At 48.8% G+C, this 19,476-nt stretch carries 20 protein-coding genes; 1 reads left to right on the forward strand and 19 read right to left on the reverse strand.

Going from position 1 to position 19,476, the window contains the following annotated elements:
- Positions 1 to 347: 347 nt before the first annotated feature.
- The 5 genes from FH749_14935 to FH749_14955 form a co-directional block, all read right to left on the reverse strand.
- Positions 348 to 521: an alpha/beta-type small acid-soluble spore protein gene (locus FH749_14935; protein MTI96745.1), complete on the reverse strand. Its 174-nt coding sequence runs from the start codon at positions 519 to 521 to the stop codon at positions 348 to 350.
- Between the two features lie 102 nt (positions 522 to 623).
- Positions 624 to 869 carry an alpha/beta-type small acid-soluble spore protein gene (locus FH749_14940; protein MTI96746.1) on the reverse strand — a complete coding sequence of 82 codons (246 nt, stop codon included), beginning with the start codon at positions 867 to 869 and terminating at the stop codon, positions 624 to 626.
- Between the two features lie 108 nt (positions 870 to 977).
- On the reverse strand, positions 978 to 2,978 hold the full coding sequence (locus FH749_14945; GenBank protein MTI96747.1) for an ATP-dependent DNA helicase RecG: 2,001 nt from the start codon (positions 2,976 to 2,978) through the stop codon (positions 978 to 980).
- Between the two features lie 44 nt (positions 2,979 to 3,022).
- A complete protein-coding gene (locus tag FH749_14950) occupies positions 3,023 to 4,609 on the reverse strand; it encodes a DAK2 domain-containing protein (GenBank protein MTI96748.1) in 1,587 nt (528 codons plus the stop codon).
- Positions 4,610 to 4,659: 50 nt separating this feature from the next.
- Positions 4,660 to 5,019 carry an Asp23/Gls24 family envelope stress response protein gene (locus FH749_14955; GenBank protein MTI96749.1) on the reverse strand — a complete coding sequence of 120 codons (360 nt, stop codon included), beginning with the start codon at positions 5,017 to 5,019 and terminating at the stop codon, positions 4,660 to 4,662.
- 139 nt (positions 5,020 to 5,158) lie between these two features.
- On the opposite strand from FH749_14955, the gene rpmB reads away from it, so the two are divergent.
- Positions 5,159 to 5,350: a 50S ribosomal protein L28 gene (gene rpmB / locus FH749_14960; protein MTI96750.1), complete on the forward strand. Its 192-nt coding sequence runs from the start codon at positions 5,159 to 5,161 to the stop codon at positions 5,348 to 5,350.
- Between the two features lie 336 nt (positions 5,351 to 5,686).
- Here the strand turns inward: rpmB and FH749_14965 are convergent, their stop codons facing one another.
- The 14 genes from FH749_14965 to priA are packed head-to-tail and all read right to left on the reverse strand — an operon-like array spanning position 5,687 to position 19,121.
- Entirely contained in the window at positions 5,687 to 6,211 is a 525-nt protein-coding gene (locus tag FH749_14965) for a phosphodiesterase (GenBank protein ID MTI96751.1), read from the reverse strand.
- A complete protein-coding gene (locus FH749_14970; protein ID MTI96752.1) occupies positions 6,199 to 7,074 on the reverse strand; it encodes a hypothetical protein in 876 nt (291 codons plus the stop codon). Before FH749_14970 ends, FH749_14965 begins: the two co-directional genes overlap by 13 nt.
- Positions 7,043 to 7,804 (reverse strand): thiamine diphosphokinase, encoded by a 762-nt coding sequence (locus FH749_14975; GenBank protein MTI96753.1) that lies wholly within the window; start codon positions 7,802 to 7,804, stop codon positions 7,043 to 7,045. Before FH749_14975 ends, FH749_14970 begins: the two co-directional genes overlap by 32 nt.
- Positions 7,731 to 8,429, reverse strand: coding sequence for a ribulose-phosphate 3-epimerase (gene rpe / locus FH749_14980; GenBank protein MTI96754.1), 699 nt, complete (start codon positions 8,427 to 8,429; stop codon positions 7,731 to 7,733). Before rpe ends, FH749_14975 begins: the two co-directional genes overlap by 74 nt.
- Positions 8,371 to 9,261, reverse strand: a complete 891-nt coding sequence (rsgA, locus tag FH749_14985; protein MTI96755.1) for a ribosome small subunit-dependent GTPase A — start codon at positions 9,259 to 9,261, stop codon at positions 8,371 to 8,373. Before rsgA ends, rpe begins: the two co-directional genes overlap by 59 nt.
- Positions 9,261 to 11,105: a Stk1 family PASTA domain-containing Ser/Thr kinase gene (gene pknB / locus FH749_14990; GenBank protein MTI96756.1), complete on the reverse strand. Its 1,845-nt coding sequence runs from the start codon at positions 11,103 to 11,105 to the stop codon at positions 9,261 to 9,263. The genes rsgA and pknB overlap by 1 nt, the downstream gene beginning before the upstream one ends.
- A 25-nt stretch (positions 11,106 to 11,130) precedes the next feature.
- Entirely contained in the window at positions 11,131 to 11,922 is a 792-nt protein-coding gene (locus FH749_14995; GenBank protein MTI96757.1) for a Stp1/IreP family PP2C-type Ser/Thr phosphatase, read from the reverse strand.
- Positions 11,894 to 12,865, reverse strand: coding sequence for a 23S rRNA (adenine(2503)-C(2))-methyltransferase RlmN (gene rlmN, locus FH749_15000; GenBank protein MTI96758.1), 972 nt, complete (start codon positions 12,863 to 12,865; stop codon positions 11,894 to 11,896). The genes FH749_14995 and rlmN overlap by 29 nt, the downstream gene beginning before the upstream one ends.
- 1 nt (position 12,866) lies before the next feature.
- Positions 12,867 to 14,180 carry a 16S rRNA (cytosine(967)-C(5))-methyltransferase RsmB gene (gene rsmB / locus FH749_15005; GenBank protein ID MTI96759.1) on the reverse strand — a complete coding sequence of 438 codons (1,314 nt, stop codon included), beginning with the start codon at positions 14,178 to 14,180 and terminating at the stop codon, positions 12,867 to 12,869.
- Positions 14,177 to 14,875 (reverse strand): zinc metallopeptidase, encoded by a 699-nt coding sequence (locus tag FH749_15010; GenBank protein ID MTI96760.1) that lies wholly within the window; start codon positions 14,873 to 14,875, stop codon positions 14,177 to 14,179. Before FH749_15010 ends, rsmB begins: the two co-directional genes overlap by 4 nt.
- Before the next feature lie 4 nt (positions 14,876 to 14,879).
- A complete protein-coding gene (locus tag FH749_15015; GenBank protein MTI96761.1) occupies positions 14,880 to 15,611 on the reverse strand; it encodes a DUF116 domain-containing protein in 732 nt (243 codons plus the stop codon).
- Positions 15,578 to 16,501, reverse strand: a complete 924-nt coding sequence (locus tag FH749_15020; GenBank protein MTI96762.1) for a methionyl-tRNA formyltransferase — start codon at positions 16,499 to 16,501, stop codon at positions 15,578 to 15,580. Before FH749_15020 ends, FH749_15015 begins: the two co-directional genes overlap by 34 nt.
- Before the next feature lie 3 nt (positions 16,502 to 16,504).
- Positions 16,505 to 16,966, reverse strand: a complete 462-nt coding sequence (gene def / locus FH749_15025; protein ID MTI96763.1) for a peptide deformylase — start codon at positions 16,964 to 16,966, stop codon at positions 16,505 to 16,507.
- A gap of 10 nt (positions 16,967 to 16,976) precedes the next feature.
- Positions 16,977 to 19,121, reverse strand: a complete 2,145-nt coding sequence (priA, locus tag FH749_15030; GenBank protein MTI96764.1) for a primosomal protein N' — start codon at positions 19,119 to 19,121, stop codon at positions 16,977 to 16,979.
- Positions 19,122 to 19,476: the final 355 nt, after the last annotated feature.

Here is a 19,476-nt window from a genome sequence, read left to right on the forward strand (position 1 = left end):
CTAGACGAATAATTTCCATGAGGAACCTCTGCCTCCTTGTGGGGTATTCATTCGACCGAATGTGAGGTTCCTCTTCTATTTCCGGGAGGAAAATTCCTCCAGTTCCCTACAATAATTTTACACTAACTAAATTGGGTTGATTATGTATATTTTTATCCAAAATTACCAAACTACTAATGAACCGGAAAGATAGGGATATTTACCAGGGCATGCAACATTTACCCAGGAAGATTTATTCTATTCCCTGTCTCTCCTCCGGTTTCTCCTCTCCCAGGCTGGCGATCCTCCCCCGGATCGCCAGTGTATTACAAATTAAAACGGGGCAAAAGCCCCGTTTTTTTAAACAATTAGCGTTGTTGCTGGCCGCCGGACATGCTGCTTTCTACCATTTCAATCATCCGGCGCACCATCTGGCCCCCAATCTGACCAGTCTCTTTGGGGGTCATGTTGGCGTACCCAACACTTTGAATCCGCTGATTCAACCCAAGTTCAGTCGCGATTTCATTCTTGAAGTTCTCCATCGCCTGTTCAGCTTCCGGCACAAGAATGTTTTGCTCATGGAACCCTTGTTGTCTCTCGAATTGCACAGATTTCACCTCCCCATGGATTAATGGTTTATTGTGTTACTGAAGGCCTTGGCCACCCTGGCCACCACGGCCGGACAATCTCCTTTCAGCTTCCTGAAGCATACGCTTAACCATTTGCCCGCCAACTTTACCAACTTCACGGGTGGTCATGTTGTCCCAACCTTGAGTTTGCACCTGATTCAGGATACCCAACTCGGAAGCAACTTCATACTTGAAACGGTCCAGGACCTGCTCTGCGCCTGGCACTACTGATCTCCGTCTACGACGACTACGACGTGCCAATTCTCCTCACCTCCTTTGCTGAGTCTATTTTTATTATTGCAGGCGTCGATTACCTCTATACTAGAAGTCATTTCCTGAGTAAAAAATAAAAACCGCGAAAGCGGTTTTTCAATTGTTTAATCTTTGAACCTTTTTAGTTATAACTTGTTGCAATTGAGACCATTCCGGTTGGTCTAGTTCAGCAAGCACAGACGTTGCCACTTTCTGACAACGAACAGCTATGTCACTGTCTTCAGCCGGGTCTGCTATCAAAAACTCGTTGATTCCATGTTGTCGATTGCCAAGGAACTGACCAGGGCCCCGAAGTTTTAAATCAGCCAGGGAAATTTCGAACCCGTCGTTGGTCTGTTCAAGAGTCTGCAGGCGTTGGCGGTCACTGTTTTCGCTGACCAATATACACCAGCCCTGTTTGTCATTGCGCCCGACTCGCCCCCGCAACTGATGGAGTTGGGCAAGGCCAAAACGTTCACTGTTTTCAATTAATATAAAAGTCGCGTTTTCAATATCCACGCCGACTTCTACGACTGTGGTTGCCAGGAGAAGGTCAATTTCCCTTTGTTTCATGGCATTGAACACAGCATTCTTTTGTTCCGCGCTCATGCGGCCGTGCAACTCTCCAATACGCACCCAATCGGGCATAGAACGGGCCAGCAACTGTCTGTACTCAGCGACAGATGCAGCGGCAAGTTTATCTGATTGTTCAATTAATGGGCAAACAATATAACCCGCATTTCCTTCCCGAATCTGGTCAACAATAAATTTAAAAACTTTTTGCCTTCTTTCAGGGCCAACCACATGGGTGCGAATCGGCCTTCTTCCATAGGGTTTATCTTTTAACATCGATATATCCAGGTCGCCATAAATTGTCAGAGCTGTCGTTCTCGGGATGGGCGTGGCGCTGAGCACTAAGACATCGGGATTTTCCCCTTTTTCCAGCAAAGCAAGTCTTTGATGAACGCCGAATCTGTGTTGTTCATCGGTAACAACACAGGATAGCTGATCAACAGCAACACTTTCCTGGAACAAAGCATGGGTGCCGATGAGAATTAACGGCTCGTCCTGCTTCAGACGTTGCTGAAGTTCTGCCCTTTCCGCCGATCGCGTAGCTCCCGTCAACAGTGCAACCTCAAAACCCAATTGGGATGCAACTTTTTTAATGACAAAAAAATGTTGAGACGCCAGGATTTCTGTTGGTGCCATTAGGGCGCCTTTAAAACCATTGCCGACAGCAGTTAGCAGGGCAAACAACGCAAGCACAGTTTTTCCACTGCCCACATCTCCCTGGACAAGTCTATTCATCGGTTTGTGTAGCGCCATGTCTCTTTCGATTTCGGCGACAACCTGTTTCTGACCAGCAGTAAAAGATATATTCATTATCTGCTCCAATTTGCGCGTCAAACCATCAATAGGTCTGTGCGCTATGCCGCGCCGGTTTTGTTTCAATAAACGCCAGTACTTGAAGCTGAGGATATATACAAGTAGTTCCTCGAATTTTAATGTATATCTCGCCTGAGCCAGTTGGGCGTGTGTTTTTGGGTTATGTATTTGCCACAAGGCTTCGCGAGCAGAGAGCAGTCCATGGGACTTACGAAATGACTCGGGGAAAAGTTCAGGCGGCTCGAATTCCTTAAGGGCCGCATTTATTATTTTGGCCAAAGCTGGATTTGTTAAGCCCTCGGTAAGGTTGTATTGGGGACGCAATAGAACCGGGTTCTCGACGTCAAAAAAATGCGCTTCAACAACAAAACTGTTGTGCTTAAGCGAGAAGCGCCCTAATAAGGTGGCCTGTTTTGTTTGCTGAATTTGGCGACTGAGATATCCTTGGTTAAACCAAATGCACTTGCAGGCACCACTGGCGTCAGCAAGGGTGACTGTTAATATTTGACGACGATTTTTTGTCGTTATAAGTCTGGGCATACCTAAAAACTCACCGGATACTGCCAAGTGCTGCCCGTCGTGTGCGGCCAGTTTTGCGATTGGAGTGAGTTTGTATTCATTATAAGTGCGGGGATAATGGCGAATAAGCGCTCCCATACTATCAATATTTAATTTATGCAGCAACGCCTCCCTAGCTGGTCCAACTCCCGTCAGGTATCTAAGTTCGCCCATGGTTTACCCTCCTTTTGAAAAACCAGGCCCAACGGCCTGGTTATTTATTCGACAGCAATTATATAAAAATACAGTGGTTGACCGCCGGCATGTAATTCAACTTCTTGGTCGGGAAATTCAGCGGCCACTGCGACAGAGAGTTCTTGTGCCGCTTCGGACTTGACATCTTCCCCATAAAACAGGGTGATAATTTCCGCCTCGTCATCGACCAATTCTTTGAGCAAACTTAAAGCTGTTTGCGCAACATCTTCACCGACAACGGCAATTTTCCCATCGGCGATGCCCAAGATATTTCCCTCGGCAATTGGCTTGCCGTCAAACACTGAATCGCGGACTGCAAAAGTTATCTGACCTGATTTCACGGCTTTGCTGGCTTCAGTCATTTCGGTTTCAAGAGACGCGAGTTCCGCATCCTCCACATAGCTAAGCATTGCTGCCAAACCCTGGGGAATGGTCTTAGTTGGTATTACTGCCACCGGTCGATCGGCTACATCTTTTGCCTGGCTTGCCGCCAATATGATATTGCTGTTATTGGGCAGAATAATAATCTGTTCGGCAGCCAAATTATCGATTGCCCGGAGAAAGTCCTCGGTGCTTGGGTTCATTGTCTGGCCGCCAACAATAACCGTGTCTACCCCCATGCTGCGGAAGATTTCTTCAAGGCCGGAACCAGAGGCAACCGCGATAACACCAATGGGTTTACGCTCCGCTGCGGGCGCCGCCGGCTGCATCTCTGTGCCCCGCTCAAACTCAGTATGTTGCAAGCGCATATTTTCTATTTTTATGTCCTGGAGTTCTGTACCGTGTTTCAAAGCAAATTCCAGTGCCTGTCCCGGGTTGTTTGTATGAATATGAATTTTTAAAAGACCGGAAGTGCCCACAACCAAAAGGGAGTCACCCAGTGAATCCAATTCCCGTCGGAACAGGTCTTCGCTCAGTTCATCACCGGTAACAATAAATTCTGTACAATATTGAAATTCTAAATCTATATCCTGAGCTGGTTCAACTACCACTGGCTGAGCCACCGGTTTTATTACTTCGATATCGACAGCCTTGCCTTCCAAATATGAGAGCCATCCCTCATAGATGTAACATAAGCCTTTGCCACCTGCGTCTACAACCCCGGCCTGTTTGAGTACTGGCAGCATGTCCGGAGTTTGCTCCAGGGTATTCAACGCTTGGCGCAATACATCATGCAACATGGTATTGAGGTCTTTCGACTCTTTGGCGCTTTTTGCTGCAGCTCGGGCAGCTTCTTTGGCTACAGTTAAAATCGTTCCTTCAACAGGTTTGATAACCGCTTTATAGGCAGTGTTTACACCCTCTTGAAGCGCATCAGCAAAAATTCCAACGGTGAGTTCATTTTCAGCAGCAATCTTTTTAGCAAACCCACGGAAAATTTGAGATAGGATAACTCCCGAATTTCCCCGCGCTCCCATCAATGAACCCATTGATAAAGCATCCGCCACTTCTGGCACCGAGGTCATAGGTTTTTTTGCCATTTCTCGGGCAGCGGACTCCATTGTCAAATTCATGTTTGTGCCTGTATCGCCATCAGGCACAGGGAAAACATTGAGACTGTTTATCTCCTGCTTATGCTGGCTCAGGAAGGTAGCTCCTGCCAGAAGCATTTGGTGCAATTGATCAGAATTTAAAGTTGAGTACTTCACGGCTGACCCTCCTATTTGCCATTAATCACGCGTACACCCTGCACGTTGACGTTAATATGTCCCACCTTCAATCCGGTGAACTTTTCTACAGAATACTTGACAGTAGAAATTACATTGTTGGCTACCTCATCGATGCGGGTGCCGTAACCAACAATGATGTAGAGATCAACGCATAACTCGCCATCAACCTCGCTTACTTCCACACCCTTGCTGAGACTCTCTCTGCCCAATAATTCAACAATACCGTCTTTCAATTGCTTGCGGGAAGCCATGCCAACCAGACCATAGCACTCAACAGCAGCAATTCCGGCAATAGTGGCTATAACATCGGCAGATATTTCGATATTGCCCAAACTGTTTTCAAGGCGCATAAATTTACCTCCTTTGTCACTCAATCAATTCTCATTTTACTATAAACTAGCGCAAAAAAAAAGCGCACCCTGGCAGGCAAGTTGTCAATTGCTCAATCATGTGTTAAAATAGCTGATGTGATTTAAGGAGGTGGAGCATATGGCAAAAACCTGCGCAGTGTGTGCAAAGGGTGTTCGGTCCGGTTTTCAACTCAGTCACTCACATATTCGAACCAAACGGCGTTGGAGTCCAAATTTACAACGTGTCAAAGCTGATTTGGACGGCACTGTCAAGCGGATTTATGTTTGCACCCGCTGTCTGAAATCCGGCAAAGTTAAAAGGGCATTATAATAAAAAGCGCGTCATGGCGCTTTTTTATTTGTGTATTTTACTTTTAAAAAACAAGCGTACGATTCCAGAAATAATCCCCGGTAATTTAACGGCATAAATGCGCATATTTAGTCCTCCTTTTACTTAAATATTTTCCAGCCCAGATATATAAGCAGGGCCCCCAGGAGCAGCCACCAGATGTAAGCAGGGAGTTTGACAACAATTATAACTAGACCGGCCACCCCGCATAGCAGGCCGGCCACCCTTCTAAACAGCAGGTTGGAGCCGGTGGCGCGAGTAAACATTTGTATCCCCCTGTTACATCCTATGCGCATATGTCATGGAAGTGTGTAAAACTTACAATGCGAGTTCCATCATGCTCTCGCCGGTCTCCAAATTAAGAATTTTGATGCCCTTGGCGTCCCAGACGGCAATAGATGGCGGATTATTTTCCTTTGGAAGCGCTGGTGAACCCGGATTAAGAAGCACCTTGCCGTCTTTGCGTTCCAACACAGGAAGATGGGTGTGTCCCGATATGATCAAATCATAATCCGCGTCCGCCGGCAGCGGTTGATGGCCATGAACAATTAAAACTTTATGGCGATTAATGTTGAGTTTTGACGCCGGCGGGCTGCCTTTTCCCACCACCATCAAATCCACATCGGCATCGCAATTGCCCCGCACCCAGGTTAGCGGTGTTTCTAGATTGTGAAGTTCCGCTGCCAGGCCAGCGGGGTCGTAACCGGCGGGCAGGGGGTTGCGCGGCCCATGATACAAGACATCGCCAGCGTGAATTACCTGTTCAACATTGCCTGCCAAATCCCAAGCCTTTTTCCACGCGCTGAGGCTGCCGTGGGTATCACTGATAATCAGGGTTCGCATGAGATCATCCTCCTTATACAGTTTGTGGATTTCATAATCGCTTGATATTGGCCGGTCTGTAAATATGACCGGAATTTATTCAGGGCGAGAACCGGCTGCACAGTATCCCTGTTTGTCTTAATTGAGAACTTGAGCGCCTCAGAAACGAGGGCCGCCGCGACTGCAGATGCGAGAAATACATCGACGTCCTTGAGCAACAACCCTGTCAATAAAGCGGTGAACATATCACCCGTGCCATAGATTGTCCGGGTGCTTTCTATGTACGGGAATTTCTGTAACTCCCCCCGATCACGGGAGTAGACATAGTTTACAGCCCAAGTACTGTCTTGATGACAACTGGTGATGACAACAATTTCAGGCCCAAGAGACGCAATTTTCTTGGCGGCAGCAATGGCATCTGAATCGCAGCTAATAGAAATGTCGGAAATTAGTTCTGCTTCAAACTTGTTGGGAGTCACCACCTTGGCTAAAGGTATCAACTCGTGAATGATTTTATCTGTAACACCCCTGGGCACATACAGCCCGCCGGGATAATCCCCCATAACCGGGTCTACAACCAGCGGACAGCTCAGCTTGCCGAGAGTGTCCAGCACCACCCCTGCCCCGCTCGCGCCGCCCAGATACCCGATTACTGTCGCCTGTAAATCACATTTTGTGAGATAGCCGGTTAAATCCTTCAGTAATTCTGGACTGGTCTCTTGGCCCGCAAAGCCAGGGGCGCCCACCCGGCAAGTGTATAATACTGTCGGTATCACCAGGACATCAAACCCCAGTAGCTCGAGAACCGGCTGCGCTGCCCTGTTACCAACATTACCGTCTACAACGTGACTTTCAATTATCGCTATCCTGGTGCTCATCTTCATCCTCCCACTGGCAGATCGCGGCAAAGCCGGAATGCACCTTTATTCGCGCCATTTTTTCGGTTATCCTGTTGCCCATGCCGAAACCGCTGTCGGGCAGGAGCCGTATTCGTTTCCCCGAATACTTGCTGCCGTTGATACTAATCACCACCGGATGATCAATTGCCAGCACAGAAAAATTGCGACCACGACTGGATAACAGGCACTGACTGCGCCTAGAAAACACAAAGTTCTGCCGCCCAACTAGCCTTACCCGCCTGCCTTTGCCCGCGTACCGTAGCAAGGCGCGAAAGTTCAAGAGTTGATGATCAAAGCGCAATCCGCCCGAGACACCAAAGACGATCAATTCTTTACAACTTGTCCGTTTGACCAGCTCCAGGGCCAATTCCAAGTCAGTAAAGTCTTTTTCAACAGGAACTTTAATCAGTTTGCTGCTCTTGTGGCGGTTTAATAAATCAGGAGTAACCGAGTCCAGATCGCCGACAATCCACTCAGGTGCTATTCCCAACTGATCCAAATGCCGCAGGCCGCCGTCAACGGCAATAACCCGTGCCTGTGCAGCGATTTGGGCCAATTTATCGATCTGCATTTCCGGACTGTTTAACACTAAAACAAACTTCACATAAATCCCTCCAGGAAAAAACCGCACACTAGTGCGGTTAACCACGCAGTTGCAGGCAATATTCCCTGGGATGTTCCGCAGAGAATAATGCGCTGCCGGCGACCAGGACATTTACACCGGCCGCACGTAAAGCCGGCGCGTTTATTGCGTTAACCCCGCCGTCAACTGCAATCAGTGGCGCCACAGAAGTCTGTGCGCAAAGACTGGTTACTGCTTCTAGTTTCTGATAAGTATGTTCGATGAATTTTTGCCCGCCAAACCCAGGATTGACCGACATCAGCAATATCAAATCAACTTCAGCCAGAACATGCTCCAACACGGACACCGGTGTTGCAGGATTCAGGGCCACGCCGGCCCGGGCGCCCATGGACCGAATGGCGGTAAGGGTTCTATGTAAATGGAGGGTTGACTCCGGGTGCACCGTCAGAAAATCAGCGCCCGCGTCGATGAATTCCTGCAGAAACCGCTCTGGTTCTGCAATCATCAAATGGACGTCCAGAGTATTGTTAAACTGTCTGTAAACCGATTTCACTAAACCCGGTCCATATGAGATATTCGGGACAAATTGTCCATCCATAATGTCCAAATGCAACCATTCGTTATCAGTGACAGTATCTTTGATTTGCGGGCCGATATGCAGAGGATCTGCAGCCAGCACAGAGGCAGAAACTATAGGTTTAATAACGTGACTCCTCCTTTTCTCTAACTTGGCAAAATATGCGTAAGTAATTTTCATAACGGGTATGGGGAATTACACCGGAATCAACCGCTGCCCTAAGCGCACATCCCGGCTCCTCAACATGTGTACAGGAATTAAATCGGCAAGCTGTTTTTAGCCCGATAATCTCGGGGTACAGCGCCGCCAGATCGCGACAATCTATATCTTCCAATTGCAGTGAGCTGAATCCCGGAGTATCCGCCAACCGCCCGCCGCCAATTGTTTTTAGCAATCGGACCTGGCGGGTTGTGTGCCGTCCGCGGCCATTTTTTTTGCTGACCTCGCCAACGACGATATCATCACGGCCGGTCAAGGCTTGTGCCAGTCTACTTTTGCCAACACCTGACTGGCCGGCCAAAACCGCTGTTCCCCGATTTATCAACTTGACCAGCTGGTCAATTCCATCGCCTGAAAGGGCAGAAATTGCAAGACTGTGGTTACCTGCCGTCTGATATTTTGCAACCAACTCTCTGGCCACATCCGGCGCCAAATCGACTTTATTAAAGCAGACCACCGAATCCATGCCACGATGTCGGGCCAAGATTATCAATTTCTCCAAAAGCAAATAATCGGGCTCCGGATTTGTCACAGACAAAATAATAACTACCAAGTCAATATTGGCCACCACCGGCCGATAGAGTTGGTTTTTTCGGGGCTTGACCGTTTCAATCATGCCTTGATTGTTTGCGGCACCTGAAATATCAACATAATCACCGACACAAGGAGATATTCCCTGCTTCCGTAAAATGCCCCGGGCACGGCAGGTAATAATCTCCCCCTCCGCTTCCACATCGTAAAACCCGGCTAGGGAACTTATGACAATCCCCGAACGCAGTTTTTGTTCACCCATTAGAAATCCAACTCCTGTTGGAGCTGCCCTTCCACATACACTCTTATTTCACCCCGCTCCCAGCCCCAGACCACCCGTGACCACTCTGATTGCTGGCGCACGGTGTCATAAATTGTGCTGCGCGGGCCGGTAACATCCACTACTTCAATCCTGACTTCATAGTCCGCGTCGGGGTCAAGATCGGTCAGAACAATTTCTACTTCTTTCCGCTCAAACGCCCGCAATCGAATGTCAACCTGTTCACCCGGTTGAATATCTTCGCCTGCAGCAGGGAAGTGGCTGATAACAATGCCGCCGGGAGCGCCAAGCGGATTTTCATATGGAATGATGGTCGGATTTAAACCTTCTTCCCTGGCAGCAGCTTTCGCTTCCTCCTCGGTCATGCCAACTAAATCAGGCATCCCAATCGGCCTCGGCCCCCTGCTGACATACAAGGTGACTGATTCAGAACGCCGTACCGGGCCAGCCTCAGGCTCATGGCGGATAACATGGTTGGCCGGAACATCATTGTTAAATTCTTCAACCGGGTCATTATAACTAAGGCGCAGATTATCCAGAATCGAACGGGCCTCCCGCAATTCCTTGCCCTGCAATGAAGGCAATTCAACCATATCCGGACCCCTGCTTACAACAAGCTCAATCACCCGATTCTCTTTAACTACCCGTCGGGCATTGGGGCGCTGAATCACGACATGGTCTTCGGGGATTACATTATGATGGATGTATTCGGTAACTTCATAGCGGAGGTTGCTTTCTTCCAGGATTTCAATCGCTTCACTCAGCTCTTTGCCTTCGACATCAGGCACAGTAACCTCTGCCACGATGAAGAATCCCGCCAGCCCTCGGAAACCCAAATAGAGCAGGAAAATTACTGCCAGGGACAAAAGACCAATACCGCTGTAGAGCCCAATTCGCTTTAACTTGTCTTTATTGGTCCGACTTTCCGATACCGGGGTGAAAATCCTTGTTTCCGCATCATCGTCTTCAGCAGACTCTTCGTCTTCGCCGGCCGCCTCCAGTTTTTTGGTCTGATTCCAACTTCGCAAATCAGCCAGGAGCTCTGAGACAGAATGGTAGCGTTGCTTGCGGTCCTTGACCAGCATTTTATCAAGAATCCGCATCACGCCATCTGTAACCGATTGATTGTAGGTGGTTAGCGGCGGAACTTCTTGTTGCAGGTGTTTCAGTGCGATACCTACGGCGCTGTCGCCGTCAAAGGGCAATGCCTTTGATAACATTTCATACAGCACAATCCCCAGAGAATAAATATCTGATTGCTCGGTGGCCAGCTTACCTTTCGCCTGCTCGGGAGAAAGGTAATGAACTGAGCCCATAATCGAATTGGGCGCAAAAGTTTGTGTTGTGGTGGTAACTGCCCGGGCAATTCCAAAATCCGTAACTTTAACACGCCCATCCTTGGCAATCAGCACATTGTGGGGCTTAATATCACGATGAATAATCTTATTGTTATGAGCATGAAACAGTGCATTGGCAATCTGCCTCGTTATGGCAACCGCACGTCCGGTATCCAACGGAGCTTCCCTGTTAATCAGCGCTTTTAGGGTTTCCCCCTCCACATACTCCATGACAATAAAATAGATATCTTTTTCCTGCCCGACATCATAAATACTGACGATATTGGGGTGAGATAAGCTGGCAGCTGCCTGAGCCTCCCGTCTGAAACGACGGACAAAATCCTCATCACTGGCAAATTGTTGTCTGAGCACTTTTACAGCGACTATTCGGTTGAGCAGCGTACAGCGGGCTTTATAGACAACGGCCATGCCGCCGCCGCCAATGCGTTCGATTATCTGATAGCGATTTACTAGTTTGGTGCCAATCAATGGATTTCACCCCTTTCAGAAAGAATCAAAGTTCAGCGAGAATAAATGTTACATTGTCCGGTGCGCCCCGGTGGGCAACAAGTTTCAACAACCGGTCTTTTTTTATGTCCAAATCAGAATCAGCCATTACCGCTGAATGTATTTCCTGCTCGTTTACAACATCGCTGAGGCCATCGGTACACAATAACAAAAATTGTCCTGGCTGCCAGGGAATATTAAAAACATCTGGTTCAATAGCAGCCTCCGTTCCAAGAACCTGAGTGAGGACATGGCGTTGGGGATGGGTTTCCGCTTCGGAATGCGATATTTTTCCCATTTCCAATAATTGACCACTCACAGAGTGGTCGCTGGTTATCCATTCTAGACCATTATTGTCAAGCAAGCAGGCCCGTGAATCACCAATGTGTCCCACAAGCAGTTGCTGGTCCAACACCGAAACTGCAGTCAAAGTAGTGCCCATTCCCTTTAGATCCGGGTGCGAAGCTGCATAATTATAAACTGCTTCATTAGCTTGGGTAAATGCCTGGGTAAGAGTTTGGGCAGAAACCGGCTGGCTGTCAAAGAAACTGACAATGGTTCGGACCGAAATTGCGCTGGCAACCTCACCGCCAACGTGCCCTCCCATTCCATCAGCAACAATTAACAGCTGATTGTCTTGAGAACAATAAAAGCTGTCTTCATTATTAGCCCGTACCTGGCCTTTCTCGGAGACGCCGATAACTTTCACATCAATCCCCCCTGTTTTTGCCCGCCCCTCGACGCAATTGTCCGCAGGCAGCAGCGATATCTTAACCCAAACTTCTTCTGATAGTAACATTGAGGCCCCGCTCAGTCAACTTGTCCCGGAATTGTTCAATCCGAGGGCTGGGGCGAAAATTTGTTCCAGGCACTTTATGGTACATAATCAGGTTAATAAGACAGTTCTCGCCACGCAGCAGCAACGCCAACTCTCTGGCATCGGCATCACTATCGTTGATTCCATCCAGCACCATGTATTCATAGGTTACTCGCCTGCCTGTGATTTCTGTATAATTTCTACATGTAGCAACCAAATCCTTTAATGGATAGCGAGAATTGAGGGGCATCAGGGTGCTGCGTAGCCGGTCATTGGCGGCATGTAGAGATACGGCTAAAGTAATCCCCAACTGTTCTCTGGCCAAACGTTGGATTTTCGGAATAATGCCCGCGGTGGACAAAGTTATCCGGCGCTGGCCAATCCCGAAAAATTTTGGATCATTGGCTGTCTTAATTAAGCTGAGCACATTATCGTAATTGGCCAAGGGTTCGCCAATTCCCATTAAAACCAGATTACGAAGCGGTTTTAAATTATGCACAGAACTATAATGGAAACAGTGCCATAGCTGCTCCACCAGTTCTTCATGACTCAGGTTGCGCTGTACGCCCAACGGTCCGGAGGCGCAGAACGCACAACCCATGGCACAGCCAACTTGGCTTGAAAGGCAGATTGTGGTCCAATTACGATATTCCATCAACACAGTCTCAATCAGTGAACCATCTCCCAATTTAATTAGGAGTTTTACCGTCCCATCGTCTGTCTTTACTGCTTTCTCGACTAGCGAATCGGTGATGGCATATTGTTTTTCAAACTCCTCCCGTTGGGCGGCAGGCAAATTAGTCATTTCTGCAAACGAGCCGACATATTTCTGGAATACCCATTCACTGATTTGCCGCGCTCGAAACCGGGGAAGATTATGCTTTTGGCACAATGCGGCTAATTCATCGACATACAGTCCAAGCATGTTAAATCATCCTTTGTAGTTTTGCGATAAAAAACCCATCCGTCCCATGGACATGGGGAAAGAGTGTCAGCGACCCCTTATCCGCGGACAACCCGCTGATTTTAAACGGAACTAAGCGTAGGTTCTCATTTGCTTTTACGGCCTTTTCAATCACTGCCTCATTCTCCTCCCACGTCAAAGTGCAGGTGGAGTAGACAATTACTCCGCCGGGTTTAATCAATTTACAGGCCTGGTTGAGCAAATTCGATTGCAGCTTGCTGAGCTCTGTCAGGTCCCCGGGTGAACGCGACCATTTGATTTCCGGCTTTTTGCGAACTACGCCAAACCCGCTACAGGGGGCGTCCAGCAAAATCCGGTCATAGCCGGTGTTGAATTTTGTTTCCAGTGTAGTTGCATCCCCTGCAAGCAGGTCAATATTGTCAATTTGCAACCTGGCCATATTCTGCCCAACAAGCTTCAATCTTGCATCAAACAAATCTACCGCCATCACCTGCCCCGGGGCTGCAAGCTCTGCCAGATATGTCGCTTTGCCACCGGGAGCGCTGCACATGTCTAATATGCTGTCACCTGGTTGTGGATCTAATGCTTCTACAGCCAGCATCGACGCCTCTCCCTGGGCAATAAACCAACCAAGATCGAATCCGGGGACATCGCCAAAGGGTGTTTGCGGTAACACAATCCCCCGGACACTGTATTTACAATGACTCCAGGGTATCCCCTGTTTGTCCAGCTGACGACAGAACTTGTCAATACCGCAAACCTTAGTATTGACCCTAACTGTCAGCGGCGCTGGTTGATTGTTGGCAGCGCATAGCTCACGGGTGAAATCCGCCCCCCATCGTTTGCACCACTTGTCGACAAGCCAACGTGGGTGAGACTCATGCACAGAAATTTCTTCCGGCGCACCATTGGGTAAGTCTGCGAACAAACTATCCCGTTGACGGAGAATGTTACGCAATACAGCATTTACAAACCCGCCAACCCGTGCACCGCCATTCTGGGAAGCAAGCTTGACGGCTTCATTGACAACAGCAAAGTCCGGCACCCTATCCAGGTACAACAGCTGATAAATAGCAAGCCGCAGGATATTCCTGACTCCGGGCGCTATTTTTCGGGCACAAAACTTCTGGATAACATAATCGATAGTTAAGCGATAACTGAGCACTCCATAAATCAGTCGGTACACCAAGCGCATATCCACGGGCTTCAGCTTGGCGTTTTTTAGCTCTGTCTGCAAAACCAGGCCGGAATAGGCCTGGTTTTGCTCGATTTTGTTTAGCAGTTTCAGGGCTAATCCCCTGGGGTTTACACTCACTGTCGACGTTTCCGCAACAAGATTAGCCGGAGCAGATGACTAACAGCAACAGCTGTCGCCGCTACATATGTGAGGGCTGCCGCGTTCAACACTGCTCGCACACCACTCTCTTCCCGGGAGAGAATTACATTGTTTTCCCGAAGCAGGGCAATCGCACGTGAACTAGCGTTAAACTCAACAGGTAAGGTGATTACCTGAAACAAGACGGCGAAACTAAACAACATTATACCAACATCCATTAAAATTCCCAGCCCATCACCCCCTGGTTGGCTGAACAAAAAACCTACCAAAAACAGGGGCATCGCAAGACTTGAGCCGAGTGAGGCAACGGGGAAAAAATTGTTCCTCAAGGTCAGGGCAAAATAACCGCCGGCATGCTGCAGAGCATGACCAGTTTCGTGGGCGGCGATACCCAGGGCTGCCAGTGAGGTTCCTTGGTAGACCTCCCCCGAAAGACGAACGACCTGCTTGCGGGGGTCATAGTGGTCAGTGAGGTGCCCGCGGGACAGCTCCACCCCGACCCCATTTAGTCCTGCCCGATCCAGCAACATTCTGGCCACCTGCGCACCAGACATACCTCTGCCTGCGTGCACCCGGGCAAACTTATTGTACGTCGATTTTACTTTATTTTGAGCATACAATGCCAAAAGCATTGCCGGTATCAACAAAAACATTGTTGTGTCAAAGAAAAACATTTCATCACTCCCTAAACACAGTATCGAGGCAGGCCGTAAGCTCGCCAGCAGCAAACTTACTGTCTTTACAGCTGCCGGAGCCCGGCTGCAGCAAAAATCCTAGAACAGGCACGCTGACATCGGTGATACCGGCCAGCAGTTCCCGTTCGCAAGCCACTGCCAGGACAAGATCGGGACCAGCGGTATTGATATGCTCCCTTGCAGCGGTACCGCCAGACTCAACAAAAACCGGAACCTGCTTTTGCAGATTCAACCGTTTCAGTTGCGCGATGCTGCAGCGCCCGCATTCCTGACACTTGTTAATATCCCGGGTTACATTCAACTGGCAGTCGCTGCTTTGCAGGCACCGCGCTGCAAGCACAACAATATTGCGAGCGCCGGCAATTTTTAATCTTGAAACCCGATTATTTAGGTGAATAATTGTGCCCCGGGGAAGCTTAAAAACCTCGAACAGAAAAATCCAGAATTGCAGCACTCCTCGGGATAACGGCCGCCAAAACGAAGGTTTGCCCCAGATAAGAACAAGAACCGGCAAAGCGAGGTATAAGCCGGCCAGACCAAGCACCCCGCTGACCAGGGCTAGCAACGGAAGTCTTAATATAACCACAATCGATACAACCAGGAACAATAGAGCAATCACACACGCAAATAAAGCCAGTTTAGCAGTTTGTCGCAAATTCGTCTCCGATGCCTTACTAAGTTCTATTGAAATAATTCTCCCTCCTGTATCCGGTATCCATTGATGAAGTCACCGATATCAAGTGCACCTTTTCCTTCCGGTTTAACTTCCAGTGGCGCCAAACCCTGTTCCTTGCAGGCAATGACCAACTGTTTATCAGCGCGGACCACAGTTCCGGAAACGCCCTGACAATCGACAACACGCGCCCGCAAGATTTTGAGGCGTTTATTGCGAAAAGTGCAGTATGCCCCTGGCTTAGGTGACAAGGCCCGGACAAGATTAGCTATTGCTTCAGCAGGTTTTTGCCAGTCGATACGTTCATCAGCACTTGAGAGCATCGGGGCGTAAAGATACTCCCCCGCCGGTTGCGGGATTCGCGGCGCGGTGCCGCTGGCAATCATCCGAACCGTCTTGGGCAGCAAATCCTGGGCAAGTGCCGCCAACTTCTCTGTCAGGCTTTCCCCGGTATCGGCGTCAGTAATTGGGGTTGAAGCCTGCAAAATTATATCACCGGTGTCTAGCCCTTCGTCCATGAACATTGTTGTAATCCCGGTTTCCTTGAAGCCGTGAATCAAACTCCATTCTATCGGCGCTGCGCCCCTCAGATGTGGCAAAAGCGAAGCATGAACATTGACACATCCCAGGGCCGGGAGATTCAACAATTCTTTACCCAGAATCTGCCCGTAGGCGACAACGACAAACAACTCGGGGTTCAATTGACGTAAAAACTCAATGGCTTCCGGCCTATTGACCTTTTCGGGCTGAAAGACTTCGATGCCATTGGCCAAAGCCCATTTTTTGACCGGCGGCGGCATCAGACGTTTGTTTCTGCCAGCCCGTCTGTCCGGCCGGGTGACCACCAGTTTTACTTTTATGTTATCCCTTTTTAACGATTCCAAACACTGGACGGCAAAAGAGGATGTCCCCATAAAAATCAAATTTTCCATTTTTCAACCCTCAGTCACGAAATTCTCTACTTTATCAGTAAATAAAACACCGTTTAAATGGTCTACTTCATGCTGCACGATTCGGGCCAATAAGCCAGATGCTGAGAGGTTCCGTTTGCTACCAGTTCTGTCCAAAAAGTTTATTGCAACATCAGTGCACCTGGTTACTTCACCATAAATTCCGGGGATACTCAGGCATCCTTCTACATCTGTTTCTTTTCCGCTACATTCGATTATCTCCGGATTTATCATCTCCAGCATCGGGAAACTGTCATCCAGCTTGATTACAATTACCGCCAACGATACACCAATCTGAGGAGCGGCTATACCGACGCCCCGATATTCCGCCAGGGAGTCAGCCATATCCTCCAAGAGCGCAGCCAAATGTTGATCAAAATTGTTCACTGATTGTGCTTTCGCCCGCAAGACAGGATCACCTGATTTGCACAAATTTCTGACTGTCATTATACCACCTCTATAACAAGTTATATGGATTATTGTCAAACACAACCCGGACATTTTGTTGCCGGGGAATGTTCTTGCGCACATCATCTATAGCCGCCAATGTCTGCCCATCGCCAGGATGCCGTAAAACAAACTGCCAGCGCCACCAATCCTTGATCTTCTCGATAGGAGCCACTCCCGAGTAGATTAACTCGCCCACCGCACCCAGCGCTTCATTTACAACCCGGACCTGTCCGGTTAATTCGGACTGACTGAGCGCTGAGACAACTACCCGGGTAAGCGCGGTATATGGAGGCATACCAGCGTTAGCCCGTAATTTTAATTCGCGTTGGGCGAATTCACTGAAATTACCCGTCAGAGCGAATTGAATACTGTAATGTTCCGGTTGGTAGGTCTGGATTACAACCTTCCCGGGCTTAAGCCCCCGGCCACTGCGGCCTCCAGCCTGAACAAGCAATTGAAATGTCCGTTCCGCGGCCCGGAAATCAGCTACCGAAAGACTGAGATCGGCCAGTACGATACCAACACAGGTGACATTAGGGAAATCCAGCCCCTTGGCAATCATCTGGGTTCCAACCAATATTCCCGCCTTTTGATTATAAAAATCCAGCAGCACTGATTCACGAGCGGCAATTGTGCCGACACTGTCCCTGTCCATTCGCAAAACCTTGTGACAGGGAAAAAGACGTGCCAGCTCATCCGCCAGTTTCTGGGTGCCAACTCCCAGCTGCCGTAACATATTGCTGCCGCATTCAGGGCAGGCATCCGGCAAACGGCTGCTGTGACCGCAATAATGGCAGCTGAGAATCTTTGCTTGATGCAAAGTCATACTCAGGGAACAGCGGGGGCATGTGCAGCGAAAGCCGCATTTGCGACATAACACCGTCGGCGCCAGGCCGCGTCGGTTTAAGAACAAAATCGCCTGTTCGCCGCGGGAAAGCGTTTGTTCCAAATTATCGATGAGTACTCGGCTAAACATCGACCGGTTTCCTGAGGCCAATTCACGACGCATATCAGCCAGTGCAGTTTCTACACCAGGAGTAAAGATGCGCCGTTGCAATTGGAGTAATGTGTATTCCGTACTGCCTGCCTTCTTCCAGCTTTCCAGTGACGGCGTGGCGCTGCCCAAAAGAACGGCAGCCTTGTGACGGGCAGCCCGCCACAAGGCCACGTCACGGGCATGGTAGCACGGAGTTTCCTCTTGCTTATAAGCTGTCTCATGTTCTTCGTCCAAAACAACCAGCCCCAAATTCCCCACGGGAGCAAAGACAGCGGAGCGAGTGCCAATAACGATTTGAACAATACCGGAACGAATCTGTTTCCAGTACATGACCCGCAGATTATTGGCAAGCCCGCTGTGTAAAATCGCTACCCGCCTGCCAAAGGCCGTCTGAAAACGGGCTACCAGCTGAGTGGTCAAAGCAATCTCAGGGACAAGGATCATCACCTGACGTCCCGAAGCAACCACCTTTTTCGCCAAGCGTATGTATACTTCAGTTTTTCCACTGCCTGTAACACCATGAAGTAAAAAGGTCTTTTGACACGAAAAAGAATCAGTCTCCTGGCAAATGGTATTCACACAGTGAATTTGCTCTTTTGTCAACTGGTCAACCGGATCTAAATTCCAGTTCTGTTCAAGTGCTGGCTCCCGAACCGGGACAAGGAATTTCTTCTTTATAAGTGTTTCCACAGGGGAAAGTGATAGTCCTAGAGATTTGGCAATTTCAGTTTTAGTCATCGGTGCGCGATTATTCATGAAGTCAATGATTAGTTGCTGTTTTTCCGAAAGCGGGTGGTCAGACGGATAGGCCGTCAGCTGCCACAGGGTCGGCAGCTGCCCGCTGCCCGGAGGGGGCAACATCACTGACAGGGCTGTTGATAGAGCGCAGCACGCGCTTTTTGTAAGCCAGTGAGCAAGCTCAATAAGCTCTGGTGTCAGTTCAGCCCGGGAATCCACAATACTACGCACAGGTTTAAGGTTTGCGAACGACGAGTGGGAATCGGTAGAAACTACAATCCCCTCTACAGCTCGGCGACCCAGGGGAACCGACACTCTATATCCAGGCCGGACATCGAGACCGTCATGAACATAATAATCAAGAGTCTGTTCAATATCAGCATGCCGGGGCAGAATAGCCACCTGCACAATTTTCATCTTCTACCCCTCCCGTTCCATATTATAGCATAAAAAAAACAGCGGTTAAACCGCCAAGAATAAACGCACAAATCCCGAGTTTTACAGTTCAATAAGGAAAAAATATTCCAAAAAAGTGCTAAAAACCTTGTAGTTTGGTCACTTTTTTACTTGTACTTTTTGCTAAAGTATGGTATGCTACATTGTAGTATACGTTACATGGTTTCAGGGAGGGTTAACTATGCACATAGCTTGCGTGAAGAACCATGGTATTCCCTATCTCCAGGTCATGGAGAGTTACTCCATCAAGGAGGATGGCGTTTTCAAAAGTAGAAAACGGGTTGTCAAAAATCTCGGCCCCTTGTCCCGGTTTGAT

The sequence above is a fragment of the Bacillota bacterium genome (assembly GCA_009711825.1).
Lineage (GTDB): Bacteria > Bacillota > Proteinivoracia > UBA4975 > VEMY01 > VEMY01.

Bases quoted from the DNA above. Each gene is read 5' to 3' on its own strand.
- FH749_14935 (MTI96745.1), bottom strand. From the start codon at position 521: ATGGAGAACTTCAAGAATGAAATCGCGACTGAACTTGGGTTGAATCAG.
- FH749_14945 (MTI96747.1), bottom strand. From the start codon at position 2,978: ATGGGCGAACTTAGATACCTGACGGGAGTTGGACCAGCTAGGGAGGCG.
- FH749_14950 (MTI96748.1), bottom strand. From the start codon at position 4,609: ATGCTTCTGGCAGGAGCTACCTTCCTGAGCCAGCATAAGCAGGAGATA.
- FH749_14955 (MTI96749.1), bottom strand. From the start codon at position 5,019: ATGCGCCTTGAAAACAGTTTGGGCAATATCGAAATATCTGCCGATGTT.
- rpmB (MTI96750.1), top strand. From the start codon at position 5,159: ATGGCAAAAACCTGCGCAGTGTGTGCAAAGGGTGTTCGGTCCGGTTTT.
- FH749_14965 (MTI96751.1), bottom strand. From the start codon at position 6,211: ATGCGAACCCTGATTATCAGTGATACCCACGGCAGCCTCAGCGCGTGG.
- FH749_14970 (MTI96752.1), bottom strand. From the start codon at position 7,074: ATGAAGATGAGCACCAGGATAGCGATAATTGAAAGTCACGTTGTAGAC.
- FH749_14975 (MTI96753.1), bottom strand. From the start codon at position 7,804: ATGTCCTGGTCGCCGGCAGCGCATTATTCTCTGCGGAACATCCCAGGG.
- rpe (MTI96754.1), bottom strand. From the start codon at position 8,429: ATGAAAATTACTTACGCATATTTTGCCAAGTTAGAGAAAAGGAGGAGT.
- rsgA (MTI96755.1), bottom strand. From the start codon at position 9,261: ATGGGTGAACAAAAACTGCGTTCGGGGATTGTCATAAGTTCCCTAGCC.
- FH749_14995 (MTI96757.1), bottom strand. From the start codon at position 11,922: ATGTTACTATCAGAAGAAGTTTGGGTTAAGATATCGCTGCTGCCTGCG.
- rlmN (MTI96758.1), bottom strand. From the start codon at position 12,865: ATGCTTGGACTGTATGTCGATGAATTAGCCGCATTGTGCCAAAAGCAT.
- FH749_15010 (MTI96760.1), bottom strand. From the start codon at position 14,875: ATGTTTTTCTTTGACACAACAATGTTTTTGTTGATACCGGCAATGCTT.
- FH749_15020 (MTI96762.1), bottom strand. From the start codon at position 16,501: ATGGAAAATTTGATTTTTATGGGGACATCCTCTTTTGCCGTCCAGTGT.
- def (MTI96763.1), bottom strand. From the start codon at position 16,966: ATGACAGTCAGAAATTTGTGCAAATCAGGTGATCCTGTCTTGCGGGCG.
- priA (MTI96764.1), bottom strand. From the start codon at position 19,121: ATGAAAATTGTGCAGGTGGCTATTCTGCCCCGGCATGCTGATATTGAA.